The following is a 12758-nucleotide window of genomic DNA, read 5'->3' as shown; positions in this document are numbered from 1 at the left end:
ACATTCATTCCGAACCATGACCCGACCTATCATTCTCAATGCGGCCGACCTGCCCGAGTGGACTCACGAGGAGTTGAGAACGCACTTCACGGTGCTCGACCTGCCCGACGATCCCGCCGCCGCGCACGCGTTCCTGCAAGAGCAGGGCAGCAGGATCCGCGGCATCGCGCTGCGCAAGACGAAGATCGATGCCGCCTTCCTCGATGCGCTTCCCGCGCTGGAAATCATCTCGAGTTACAGCGCGGGCCTGGACAACGTGGACATCGGCGCGGTGCGTGCGCGTGGAGTGAGCATCGAAAACACCTCGCACATCCTGGCGGAAGACGTGGCGAATGCGGCGGTGGGTCTTGCGCTGGCGCTCACGCGCGACTTCGTGAACGCCGATGCCTTCGTGCGCTCGGGCCAATGGCTCACGCAGAGCCAGTACCGGCTGGGACGCTCGATTTCGCGGATGAAGGTTGGCATTGTCGGGCTGGGGACGATCGGCTCGGCGATCGCGAAGCGGCTGCATGCCTTCGGTTCGACCGTCGCGTATTTCGGGCCGAGCCGCAAGAATGTCGAGCTGCCCTGGTACGACGACGTGACCCGGCTCGCGCACGACAGCGACATGCTGATCCTCACGTGCCCGCTTTCGCCCGCGACGCATCATCTCGTGAATGCGGACGTGATTCGCGCGCTCGGGCCGGCTGGTTTCCTCGTGAATATCGCGCGCGGTCCGGTGGTGGATGAACGCGCGCTGGTCACGGCGCTGGCGGCGGACGGACTGGCGGGCGCCGCGCTCGATGTCTTCGAGCATGAACCCGAGGTTCCCGAGGCGCTGCTGCGCGATCGCAGGCTGGTGCTGACGCCGCATATCGGGTCGGGCACGCACGAAACGCGTCACGCGATGGCGGAACACGTCGTGGATGCGCTCGCCAGGCATTTCGACATCGACGGTCCGCGCACCCGCGCGACGGGCACCGCTTCACTCCAGTACACGTAACGCTGCTCCGTGTCCGTCCGCAAATGCCGTGCGCTTTCGAAAGAAGGCGTGCGGCGTTCGCCCTAACATGCGGGTTGCCTGACATCGCCCGCGCCGTATCGACGCTGCTCGCCGGCTTCGTCACGCCAGACGCCCTGACGAACCCTGACTTGGTGGAATCGATTCCCGTGCCCCGGGATTGCGCCGATGCCGAAGCCATCCTGATGTCGCGCGAGCTGTCGTGCGAACTGAACCGGGCGCAGCTCATCAAGAAGTTCATGCGGATCGCGGTGACGAAACTGGGCGTGGAACGGGCGGTCCTGATCCTGTTGATCGACGGTATTGCCGAAGTGGTGGCGGAAGCCGTGGCCTCGCCGCAGCGCGTGGAAGTCAGCTGTCGCGCGAACGAAATCTTCAGTGCCTTGCTGCCGATGACGATCGCTCATACGGTCATGAACAGCCGAGAGCGGTTGCTGATCGATCAACCCGAAGCCTTTCCGGACGATCCGTATGTGCATGCTCATCGTCCGAAGTCGGGCCTGTTTCTCCCTGTACTGAGACAGGACCGCCTGGCTGGCATTTTGTACGCGGAGAACCGTTCGACATCCACGCCGATCGACCGCGCGAAGATCTCGCTCGTCGAAATCCTGGCGGCGCAGACTGCGGTGTCGATGGAAAACGCCCGGCTCTACGACGCGCTCAAACAAGAGAATCGCGAGCGCACGCTGACCGCGGAACGCTTGCGGCGCAGCGAGGCGCTGCTCGCCGAGGGCCAGCGGATCAGCAAGACGGGCGCGTGGACCTGGAACGCCGATTCCGGCGACATGCAGTGGTCGGAGCAGGTGTACGACATCTGGGGCTTGCGCGTAGCCAACGGCATTCCCACCTTCGACGCGCTGATGCAACACGTGCATGCGATCGACCGTGAGCGGGTCATCGGCCTGCATGGGCTGGCCATCATCAGCGATGTGAAGGACGAGATCTTCACGACTGAATTTTCCATCGACCGGCCCGACGGCGCATGGCGCCGGCTGCAGATCGTGTTGCGGCCATGGAGCCGGCCCGGCGAGCGTCCGCGGTTGTATATCGGCACCACGGCGGAGGTCACCGAACGGCGGCTGTCGGAAGACGCGCTCAGACGCAGCGAGGCGCATCTCTCCGAGGCCCCGCGCCTGAGCAACATCGGCAGCTTGAGCTGGATGATCGATTCACGCATCCTGCACTGTTCCGCGCAGTGCCGCCGCATTCTCGACGCGGACGACACCGCCGACATCGAGATCGAGGACATTCTCGCGAGGATCCACGCCGATGACGTCGAAAGCGTCGGCGCCGCGTTCTTCCGCAACAAACCCAGCGACGACGCGATCCAGCAGGAGTTCCGGCTGACGGCGAGATCAGGCGCACTGCGCTATCTGCGCATGGTCGCGCGATCGATCCGAGCCACGAGCGGGGCGGTCGGATATGTCGGCGCGCTGGCCGACGTCACCGACTCCCGCAACGCGCAGAACGCGCTGATGGAAGCACAGACCAACCTCACTCACGTGACCCGCCTCTCGGTGCTGACGGAACTGACGGCCAGCATCGCCGACGAGATGAAGCAGCTTCTCGCGAGCATCATCGCGAATGGCGAGGCGGGCTTGCGCTGGCTCGACCGGCGCTCGCCTTCAGTCGGCGACGCGAGCCGCAGCTTCGATGAAATCGTCAAGTCGGCGCAGCGCACCAACGACGTCATCAACCGCATTCGTTCGTTTGCCCGCAAGAGCCGCGCGGAACGCAAGATGATCGATCTCGCCGACACCCTCTACGAAGTGCTGCCCCTCGTGCGTCAGGAACTGGATCGTCACGCCATCACGCTGCGCACCGCCATTGCATCGCCTGCTCCGATGGTCTGCGCCGACAACCTCCAGATGCAGCAGGTCCTGATGAACCTCATCACGAATGCCATACGTTCGATCCAGCGTGCGTCGGGCGAACGGAAGGACATCCTGATCACGGTGGATACCGTCGGCGACAGCTACTTCAGGGTGGCCGTCACGGATTCGGGCGCGGGGCTCTCGGTGGATGCGAGGCAGCATCTCTTCGAACCCTTCTTCACGACCGAACCCGAAGGCATCGGCCTCGGTCTGTCCATCTGCCGGTCCATCGTCCAGGAACACGACGGCATGATCGGCGCGGAAGACTGCCAGGAAGGCGCCCGTTTTTCTTCGACATCCCGCGTTGCCCGGTCCGCGAAGCCGCGCACTGAAGCGTCATCGGCGCAGCGGTTCCAGCGCCTCATGCACGAGGCCGAAGAATTCGCCGGCGTAAGCGGAGTCGAGCCAGCGCACGATCAGCGCGAGGCGGCTTTGCGGCTCGATCCACATGAACGAGCTGCCCGCGCCCACGCCGAAATAGCTCGATGCCGGCACGCGCGGGAACATCTTCTGTCCGCTGTTGAGCCACACGAGATAGCCGTAGTAAGGCGCGAGCGCCACCGGCGTGCGCATGCGCGCGATCCATTCCGCCGACAGCACGCGCCGCCCGTTCGAGACGCCTTCGTCGAGCAGCATCTGCGCGATCTTCAACTGATCGTTCGCGCTGATCGACATGCCCGCGCCCCAATGCGTGCCGCCGGGCACGGACTGCATGCGCTTGCCGTCGATCTCGGTCCACGCGTGGTCATAGCCCGCCCAGTTCCATTTGCCGGAGAGGCCGCAAGGCTCCGCGATGGCCGCGCGGAAGACTTCCGGCAGCGGCTCGCGAAACAGATGCAGCAGCGCCAGCGAAAGCTGGTTGATGCGCACGTCGTTGTATTCCCAGTACGTGCCGGGCGTGTTCAAAGGCCGGCGCTCGCCCTTCTTGCCGGCGGGCGGGTCGCCGAACGTGACCGCGCGATAGTGGTCCGCCTGATCCGGAAGACCGAAGCATTCGCCGGTCCATTCGCTCGTCTGCTGCAGCAATTGCGTCCAGGTAACCTGCGCGTTGTGCGCATCGTCGAAGCCGATGCCGCGAATGCGTTCGCGCACGGGTTCGTCGGGATCGGGCAGCAGGCCGCGATCGAACGCGACGCCCGCGAGCAGCGCGAGATACGTCTTGGCGATGCTGAACGTGAGATCCGCGCGGTCCGGCTCGCCCCAACTGGCGATGAGCTTGCCATCGAGAGCGATGGCCCCCGACACGCCGCCGCGATCATGGACGGGACCGAGCAGCCGGTTCCACGGCGGCGGATCGTTGACATGCACGCCCCAGTTGCCGTCGACCTTGCGATCCCAGGCGGATTCATGGTCGATCGAAAAGCGGATCGCGCGCTGCAAAGCCTCATTCATGCTGCTGACTCCTTCGGTACTCAACGAATGTTCAGGCGCCGCTTTGCCCACACCAGGGTGAACAGGCTCAGGACGGCCGCGATCATCAGATACAGGCCGGGCGCGAGATTGTTGTGCGTGACGGCGATCAGCGACGCCACGGCGAGCGGCGTGAAGCCGCCGAACACCGTGGTGCCGATGTTATAGCCGAAGGCCATGCCGGTCGTGCGGGTGGCGGTGGGGAACAGCTCGGCCATCAGCGCGGGAATGGGCGCGAAGTAGGTGGCCTTGAGCAACGCGACCCAGACGACGGCCGCAATGAGCGTCGGCAGCGAAGGATGCGCGTTCATGAACATGAAGGCCGGATACACGGTCAGGAAGAACACCACGCCGGTCGTGATCATGATGCGATAACGCCCGTACTTGTCCGACAGATGCCCGACCACCGGCACGAGCACCATCATGATGAAGCCCGCCGAAAGCGTCGCGATGAAGCCCGACGAAGGCGACAGCCCGAGTTGCCGCGTGGCGTAGGTCGGCATGTAGAGCAGCATGTAGTTGGCCGTGGTCGTGAGGATCAGCGAGCCGATGGAGACCAGCAGCCGTTCCTTCTGCGTGGCGAGCATCACACGCACGGGCGAGGCGAGCTTCTCTGCGTGCTCGAACTCCGGCGTCTCGTCCATGCGGCGGCGGATATACAGCCCGATCGGCCCGATCAGCATGCCGAACAGGAACGGGATGCGCCAGCCCCAGCCTTCGAGTTGTGCGGGCGTCAGCGTGCTCGTGAGGACCGCGCCGAACAGCGAGGCGAGCAGCGTGCTCGCGCCCTGACTGGAGAACTGCCAGCTCGACATGAAGCCGCTGCGTTCCGGCTTGTGCTCGACGAGGAAGGCTGTCGAACTGCCGAACTCGCCGCCCGCCGAGAAGCCTTGCAGCAGGCGCGACGCGAATATGAGGATCGGCGCCGCGATGCCGATGGTTGCATACGGCGGCATCAGCGCGACGATGCCGGTGCCGATGGTCATCATCGCGATGGACAGCGTCAGCGCGGCCTTGCGGCCGTGCCGGTCGCCGTACGAGCCGAGCACGAGCGCGCCGACGGGCCGCGCGAGATACGACAGCGCGAAGGTGCCGAGCGTCAGCAGCAGCGAGACCGTATGGTCCTGCGCTGGGAAGAACAGCTTCGAGAGAATCCCGGCGAAGTAGCCGTACACGACGAGGTCGTAGAACTCCAGCGCATTGCCGATCGAGGTCGCGACGATGAGCCGCGCAATCTTGCTCTGCTCGGCCTGCCCGGAGGCGGGCTGGGTCATGCCGACGGAATCAGTGCTCATGAAGAAGCCTCACTTCGCTTGGCGGGGAAGATGAAACGCGGGATTGATCGCGGCTGCGTCGCCTTCGCGCGCGCCGAGATCCCAGAACAGGCCGGCCATGATGCGCAGGCCTTCGGAGACGACAGGCCCGAGCAGATGCTCGTCCGGCGCATGTTGCGAACAGCCGGGATACGAATGCGGCACCCAGAGCGTGGGCATGCGGAGAATGTCGGCGAAGACGTCGTTGGGCAGCGTGCCGCCGAGATTGGGCAGCAGCACGGGCGTAGCACCCGTGGTCTCGGTGAGTGAGCGCAACGCCCATTGGACCCAGGGATTGTCGGGATCGACCCGCGTGGCCGGCATGCCGCGTTCGATCTCGACCTCGACCAGCGGAAAGCCGTGCGCATCGAGATGGCGGCGCACGATGTCGCGCAGATTGAGCCAGTCCGTGCCGACGACAAAGCGGATCTGCATGTGCGCGAAGGCGCGGTCGGGAATCGCGTTGACGGGCTTCTCGGGGTTGCCGGTCTTGAAGGCCAGCACTTCGATGTTGTTCCAGCCGAACACGCGTTCGGCTGGCGTGAGTCCGGGCTCGCCGTAGTCGGCATCGACTTCCGGCTCGCCCGGATTGCCGCCCACTTCGATGTCCTGCAACGCGCGCCGCACCGAATCCGGAATCGGCGGCGGACGCAGTCCTTCGATCAGGATCTTGCCGCGTGCATCGACCATCGAGGCGATGGCGTTGGCGAGCACCACGGCCGGATTGCGCAGCAGGCCGCCCCAGTTGCCCGAATGATGCGCGCCGTCGCGCAGCTTCACGTCGAGCCGGAAATTGAGGACGCCGCGCGAGCCGAGGAACAGCGTCGGACGATGTGCGGCGAGACGCGGACCATCTGAGGCGATCAGCACGTCGGCCGCGAGTTCATCGCGCAACTGCTCGCAGATCGCCCACAGCCCTGGCGAGCCGACTTCCTCGCCGGTCTCGAACAAGAGCTTCAGATTGAAGCCGAGCTTGCCGCCGCGCGCGTCGAGCACGGCCTTCAACGCGGCGAGATTGATGCTGTGCTGGCCTTTGTTGTCGGCGGTGCCGCGTCCGTACCAGCGCTCGCCTTCCACCTTTACTTCCCACGGCGAGAGGCCCGTGCGCCATTGCGCATCGTAGCCGCGCACGACGTCGCCGTGACCGTAGCTCAGCACCGTCGGCAGGTCGTCGCTCTCGTGCCGGTGCGCGATCAGGAACGGCCCGGCGCCCTCGTGCGGATTCTCGGCGATGCGGCAGGTGAAGCCCCACGCGTCGAGCGTCGGCATCAGGTCGTCGGTGAGATAGGCGCGCAGGCGCGCGCCGCTGTCGGCCTCCTGACTGTCCGTGCGATGCGCGACGCGGCGCTGCAGGTCTTCGAGGAACGCGCCCGAGTCGAAATGGCGGGCGGCAAGCTGAATGGCGGTATCGCGGCTCACGTCGTCTCTGTCCAGTAGGTTCGATGACGACCCATGCTGACCTCGCCGATATTTCTGAACAATTACAATATTTCACTGCGACCGTTGCCATTTCGGCAAGGTGATTACGTTCTGAAAGCTCATGGATCAGACCGCTTTGCGCTATTTCCTTGAAGTCGTCAAAAGCGGTTCGCTGAGCAAGGCGTCCGAGCGCTTGTTCGTGGCGACCTCGGCGTTGAGCCGGCAGATCGGCAAGCTGGAAGAACAGGTGGGAACGCCGCTGTTCGAGCGGCGTCCGCGCGGCATGGTGCTCACCGACGCAGGACGTTTGCTCGCGAATCACGCGCGGCGCAGCCAGTTGGAGGAAGAGCGCGTGGTCGAGGAGATCATGGGACTCAGCGCCAGCGGCCGCGCGACCATCCGTATCGCGGCTTCGGAGGGCGTCGCGCCGGACTTCCTGCCGCAGCTGTTCGCGCATTTTCGCAGCACGCATCCGCGCGCGCATTTCGCGCTCGATGTCTCGGCGCCGTCCATCGCGACCCAGCGCGTGCGCGACGGCACACACGACATTGCCGTGTGCTTCAGCATGGCGCCTGAAGAAAACGTGCAGGTTCACTATGCTCAGCGCGCGCCGGTTTATGCGCTGATGCGGCGGGGTCATCCGCTGGCTTCGCAATCGATGCTGTCGCTCGCCGATCTCCTGAAGTGGCCGCTTGCGATGCACAGTCAGGGCGTGACGCTGCGGCAACTGTTCGACATTGCATGCAGTCTCGAAGGACTGGTGTTCGAGCCAGTGTTCACGAGCAACTACCACGTGGCGCTACAGAGCTTCGTGCGGCGTACGGATGCGATCACGCTGACCGGCTATGTCACCGTGCGCGGCCGGCTCGATACCGACGGGCTCGCGGCGATTTCGTTGAGCAATCCCGAACTGCATCAGCGCAGCCTGCAAGTGCAGACGATGGCGGGGCGGCTTCTGCCGCAGCCGGTGCAGGCGTTCGTCGAGTTGCTGAAGGAGGCGATCGACAAGCCGGAGGTGATGGAGCCGGGGTCGTGAGCGTCACGCCCACCGTTCCCACGGCGTTTCAGCAAGACAGTCGACAAAACGCCTGACCTTGACCGGTATGTGCCTCGTGCTCGGATAGACGGCTTGAATCGTGAGGTCGGCCGCGCGATAGTCCGGCAGCAGCGCGATCAGATCGCCGCGCGCAATCGCATCGCCGAACACGAAGGCGGGACCATATGCGATGCCCGCACCGGCAAGGGCGGCGGCCAGCAGTATCTGCATGTCGTTGGCGGCCATGCGGCACGGGCCGTCGATGACATGCGCGCGCTGGTCCGCGTCGAGCAGTGTCCAGTCGTTTGCCGACACGGCTTCGCTGAAGGCAAGGCGCGGCGCTTGCCGCAGATCGTCGGGATGGCGCGGCGTGCCGTACTGCTTCAGCCAGGCCGGCGATGCACACACCACCATTCGGCATGGCGCAAGCTTGCGCGTCACGAGCTGCGGATCTTGCAGGCGTCCGATGCGGATGGCAACGTCCACGCCCGCCTCGATCAGATCGATGTAGCGATCGGCCAGCTGCACTTCCACGTTGACATGCGGATGCGTCTCCAGAAAGCGCGCCAGCACGCCGCCCAGATGCAGCGCGCCGAAGCTCACGGGCGCGGCCACGCGCAACACGCCGCGCGCGGTGCCTTGAGCGTCGCTGGCCTCGCGATTCGCCTCGTCATAGGCCTCGAGAATGCGCCGGGCACGCTCGTAGTAGGTCTGGCCGATGTCGGTCAGGCTCAGGCGCCGGGTGGTCCGTTGCAGCAGGCGCGCGTTCAGTTCGGCTTCGATGGCGCTGACGTGCTTGCCCGCCATCGCCGCCGATAAGCCGAAACGGCGCGCAGCCGCTGCGAAGCTGCCTTCCTCCACTGCGGCGACGAACACGCTGAGGCTCATGAGCCGGTCCATACGCCCTCCCATTCGATAATTTGATTATCGACTGTCAATAGGAAAGCGTCAATTATCAATCCGGGCGATTGATTCCAGAATGCAAACTCAACCTCCGGAAAAGGACTCGGATCATGGACATCGATACGAACGGCGTGCGGATACACGTCGAGGAACGGGGAAGCGGCGGGCTCGCCTTGGTGTTCCTGCACTACTATGGCGGCTCGTCGCGCACCTGGAATGCGGTTGCCGGCGATCTGAGCAAGCGCTTCCGAACCGTGGCGACGGATCATCGCGGCTGGGGCGCTTCCAGCTCGCCCGCCGATGGCTATCGCATCGCCGATCTCGCCGCCGACGCCGAAGGTGTCATCGACGCGCTGCGCCTGACACGCTATGTGATCGTCGGCCATTCGATGGGCGGCAAGGTCGCGCAATTGATTGCATCGCGCAGGCCGTGCGGGCTCGCAGGTCTGGTGCTCGTCGCGCCTTCTCCGCCGACGCCGACCCTCCTTCCCGATGAACAGCGCGAGACTCTGGCCGGCGCGTATCAGTCGCGCGAAGCGGTGGAGTTCGTCATCGATCACGTGCTGACCGCAAGACCGCTCGATGCCGCGCGGCGTGAGCAGGTCATCGAGGACAGTCTGAAAGGCGCGCCGCAGGCGAAGCTGGCGTGGCCGAACGTGGCGATGCGCGAAGACATCGGTGTGACGGCGGGCGCGATCGACGTGCCGGTGATCGTCGTCTCCGGCGAACTCGATCAAGTGGACCCGCCCGACACGCTGCGCGCGGAACTGATGCACCGCATTCCGCAAGCGACGATGCACATCCTGCCGGGCACGGGACATCTTTCGCCGCTGGAAGCGCCCGGCGAACTGGCGGCCATCATTGCGCGCTTTGCGGAAGCGGTCGGGGACGGCCGTTAGCGCAAGCGCAGGTAAGGTTATGCGAGCAACTCGCGCAGCCCCGTCGCAGCGGCCTTCGCGACCTTCACGAGCCGCGCCGCGCTCATGCCCTCGCGCGCGCAGCCCGACAAGCCGGACATCACCACCGACACATAGTCCGTCGCGCCGTTCGCCTGACGCGGATGCGTCTTCGCGACGAATTTGCGGATCTGCGCCCGACGACGTTCAGCAGCTTGTCGCGCGAGTGAAGCACTTTCACTGTCGCCGTTGCCGCGCGCGCTTTCCAGCACGAGGCAGCCGGTGCATTCGGGATCGCGTGCATAACGCCGGGCCGCGCGTTCGAGCAGATCCGCAAGGGCTTCGACAGGCGGTCGACCCTCACGCAGGATCTCCGTCAGCGCAAGTTCGCTGCCCGCATAGCGCGCCAGCACGTGCTCGAAAAACGCCGCCTTGCTGCCGAACGCCGTATAGAAACTCGGCGGCGTGACGCCGAGCGCATCCGTGAGCGCGCTCAGGCCCACGGCATCGTAGCCGGCCGCATGGAACATGCGCTGGCCGATTGCGAGCGCCGCGTCGGGATCGAAGGCGCGTGGACGCCCGCGCCCCGGCTTCACTTCCCTTTTTAAAATAGTGGTCACTATCAAAACTCCTTGCGGCCCGGTTTCCGGAAATATATAGTGGCCACTAGTTTAATTCAAGCTGCTTGACAACAGGAGCGATGTCATGGAAATCGGCATGATCGGACTGGGCGCGATGGGACGCGCCATGGCGCGCAATCTGGCGCGCGCGGGACATGCGGTGAAGGCATGGAACCGTTCGGGCGGATTCGTTGAAGGCGTCACGATGGTGGCATCGCCCGCTGAAGCTTTTCAGAGCGACGCGGTCTTCACCATGCTCGCAGACGACGACGCCATTCGCTCGACGTTGCTCGTCCCCAACGTGCTCGCTCACGCAAGACCCGGATTGGTGCACGTGCTTTCATCGACGATCTCGGTGGCGTTCGCGCGCGAGCTGGTCGCGGCGCACGAGGCGGCGGGCATCGCGTATGTTTCCGCGCCGGTGCTCGGACGCCCCGACGTAGCGGCGAAAGGCGAACTCAACGTGCTGGCAGGAGGACCGCCCGATGCATTGGCGAAGGTGCGTCCGCTGCTTGAAGTGATCGGCGGACGCATCTGGGACATGGGCGATCATGCGCCGACTGCGAACGCCGCGAAGATCGCCTGCAACATGATGATCACGATGGCGATCGAAGCGATGGCCGAAGCCGTGGTGCTGACCGAGGCGAACGGGCTGCCGCGCGAACGCTTCTTCGACGTGATCCTGAACACGCTGTTCGGCAGCCGTTCGTATCAGGTCTATTCGGCGAACATCGCGAACGAAAACTACGAGCCCGGCTTCAAGGCGACGCTCGGGCTGAAGGACTTGCGGCTTGCATCGGAAGCCGCGGACGATGCCGGCCGCATCCTGCCGATGCTGTCCGCCGTGCATGGCCGCATGCGCGAAACCGTCGAGGCGGGCTTCGGCGAACGGGACTGGTCGGCGATGGCGGCATTCACGATTGCCGCGCCGGGGAAGTGATCGAAGCGGCTGCGCTGATCACGCGTTGACGCACCTGAATCCGGCGTACACATACTGGTAATGCCCCTGGAACCAGTTGCGGAAGCTCGGCCGCAGCATGCAGGCGGCCGTGCGCGGCGAGCCGCCCTTGATGACGAAGTGCTTGCCGTCGAAGAAGTTGGCCGAATAGCCCAGGTAGAACGGAAACGGTTCGAAGCCGTCCAGCGGCGCGAATTCCGTCGAGGTCCATTCCCAGCCATTGCCGAACTGGCCTTCCACGCCGAATTCGCTGCGGTTGTCCGGATGCGCCTGTACCGGCGACGGATCCCAGCGGCGGAAATCGAAGTTGCCTTCCGCGACATGCGGCGCACCCGAGGCCGCGCGCTGCCATTGCGCCTCGCTCGGCAGCTTCTTGCCAGCCCAGCGGGCATAAGCCTTCGCCTCGGCATGACTCACGAACACCGGCCAGTCGAGCGGCAGCGCGATCTCGTCGAACATCGTGCGAAGCGTCCACGCGGCGCCCGACGGAATCCAGAAGGCCGGATGCGCGATGCGCTGTTCTTCCTTCCATGCCCAGTCGGCATCGTCCCAGACGGCGCGGTTCGAATAACCGCCGGCCTCGATGAAACGCAGCCAGTCGCCGTTCGTGACCATGTGGCGGTCGATCTCGAACGCGGGCACGTCGACGCGCTGTTCACCGAATTCGTTGTCCCAGCCGAACAGGCCGCTGTCGCGCGCCAGACCCAGCGTCACCGTACCGGCCGGCACGCGCACGCTTTCGTGCGCGAGCGGACGGTCCGAGCTGCGGTCCGACAACGCATCGGACGGCGCAATTTTTCTATCGACCGGCAATTGATGCAGCATGTACGCGAGCGTTTCCGCATGCATCAGACGATGCTCGATGGCGACTTCGAGCAGTTGCGCGGGTGATTCGTCCGGAGAAAGCGGGGCTGCCGCCAGTTCGACCGGATCGAAACAGGCGTCGATCGCCGCCCGTACCGTGTCGCGATAGGCGCGCACTTCGTCGAGCGTGGGCCAGTCGGCGGGTTGATCGGTGGGCAGGCCGCCGTCCACCGGATCGATGCCGAACGCGAACAGCTGGTCGTAGGCGGGATTCGGGCTCGGCAGGTCGAACAGGCGCTGGTCGAACAGATTGCGGTCGAAGGCTTCCAGATGCCCGATGTAGAACACGATCCGATGCCGCTCGGCAATCGGCCTGTCATACAGATGTTCGGGCTTGACGACGCCGAAAAGTTCGTCGGTGACGCGTCGGGCCTCGGCGAGGCGTTCGAGCAGAGGGTGACGCAGTGAAGGTTCGCGATTCATCTCGCTCATTCTCCTTGGCAGGCCAGCTAGGCTAAAGAGCCT

10 protein-coding genes and 1 pseudogene are annotated in these 12758 nt (G+C 64.9%); 5 read left to right on the top strand and 6 right to left on the bottom strand.

Going from position 1 to position 12758, the window contains the following annotated elements; translation table 11 throughout:
* Window positions 1-16 precede the first annotated feature (16 nt).
* Both QCE64_RS32615 and QCE64_RS32610 read left to right on the top strand, forming a co-directional pair.
* Window positions 17-982, top strand: a complete 966-nt coding sequence (locus tag QCE64_RS32615) for a 2-hydroxyacid dehydrogenase (protein ID WP_309926844.1) — start codon at window positions 17-19, stop codon at window positions 980-982.
* A 23-nt stretch (window positions 983-1005) separates the two neighbouring features.
* Window positions 1006-3153, top strand: a pseudogene (locus tag QCE64_RS32610) (ATP-binding protein); the annotation flags it as partial.
* A gap of 57 nt (window positions 3154-3210) precedes the next feature.
* On the opposite strand, the gene QCE64_RS32605 reads toward QCE64_RS32610, so the two are convergent.
* From QCE64_RS32605 to QCE64_RS32595, 3 genes are read right to left on the bottom strand one after another with little or no spacing between them, the layout of a single operon-like run.
* Window positions 3211-4266 (bottom strand): serine hydrolase, encoded by a 1056-nt coding sequence (locus QCE64_RS32605; RefSeq protein WP_310008634.1) that lies wholly within the window; start codon window positions 4264-4266, stop codon window positions 3211-3213.
* A gap of 20 nt (window positions 4267-4286) precedes the next feature.
* Complete coding sequence (locus tag QCE64_RS32600) at window positions 4287-5579, bottom strand: MFS transporter (RefSeq protein WP_309926836.1); 1293 nt, start codon at window positions 5577-5579, stop codon at window positions 4287-4289.
* A gap of 9 nt (window positions 5580-5588) precedes the next feature.
* Complete coding sequence (locus tag QCE64_RS32595) at window positions 5589-7016, bottom strand: M20 family metallopeptidase (RefSeq protein ID WP_309926834.1); 1428 nt, start codon at window positions 7014-7016, stop codon at window positions 5589-5591.
* A gap of 121 nt (window positions 7017-7137) precedes the next feature.
* Between QCE64_RS32595 and QCE64_RS32590 the strand changes: the two genes are divergently transcribed.
* On the top strand, window positions 7138-8052 hold the full coding sequence (locus QCE64_RS32590) for a LysR family transcriptional regulator (RefSeq protein WP_309935087.1): 915 nt from the start codon (window positions 7138-7140) through the stop codon (window positions 8050-8052).
* 3 nt (window positions 8053-8055) lie between these two features.
* Here the strand turns inward: QCE64_RS32590 and QCE64_RS32585 are convergent, their stop codons facing one another.
* Entirely contained in the window at window positions 8056-8952 is an 897-nt protein-coding gene (locus tag QCE64_RS32585; protein WP_309935085.1) for a LysR family transcriptional regulator, read from the bottom strand.
* A 113-nt stretch (window positions 8953-9065) separates the two neighbouring features.
* Here QCE64_RS32585 and QCE64_RS32580 point away from each other — a divergent pair, with 113 nt between their 5' ends.
* Window positions 9066-9854, top strand: coding sequence for an alpha/beta hydrolase (locus QCE64_RS32580; protein WP_310008269.1), 789 nt, complete (start codon window positions 9066-9068; stop codon window positions 9852-9854).
* A gap of 17 nt (window positions 9855-9871) precedes the next feature.
* Here the strand turns inward: QCE64_RS32580 and QCE64_RS32575 are convergent, their stop codons facing one another.
* Window positions 9872-10471: a TetR/AcrR family transcriptional regulator gene (locus tag QCE64_RS32575; RefSeq protein ID WP_310008267.1), complete on the bottom strand. Its 600-nt coding sequence runs from the start codon at window positions 10469-10471 to the stop codon at window positions 9872-9874.
* 85 nt (window positions 10472-10556) lie between these two features.
* Between QCE64_RS32575 and QCE64_RS32570 the strand changes: the two genes are divergently transcribed.
* Entirely contained in the window at window positions 10557-11411 is an 855-nt protein-coding gene (locus tag QCE64_RS32570) for an NAD(P)-dependent oxidoreductase (RefSeq protein WP_310008266.1), read from the top strand.
* A gap of 18 nt (window positions 11412-11429) precedes the next feature.
* Here QCE64_RS32570 and QCE64_RS32565 read toward each other — a convergent pair whose 3' ends face one another.
* Complete coding sequence (locus tag QCE64_RS32565) at window positions 11430-12716, bottom strand: SUMF1/EgtB/PvdO family nonheme iron enzyme (protein ID WP_309926820.1); 1287 nt, start codon at window positions 12714-12716, stop codon at window positions 11430-11432.
* Window positions 12717-12758 lie beyond the last annotated feature (42 nt).

Origin of the sequence: Caballeronia sp. LZ043 (genome assembly GCF_031451075.1) — a bacterium.
Classification (GTDB): Bacteria; Pseudomonadota; Gammaproteobacteria; order Burkholderiales; family Burkholderiaceae; genus Caballeronia.
Note: the sequence above shows the minus strand (reverse complement) of the source record. Positions and strands in the feature narration are given on the sequence as shown.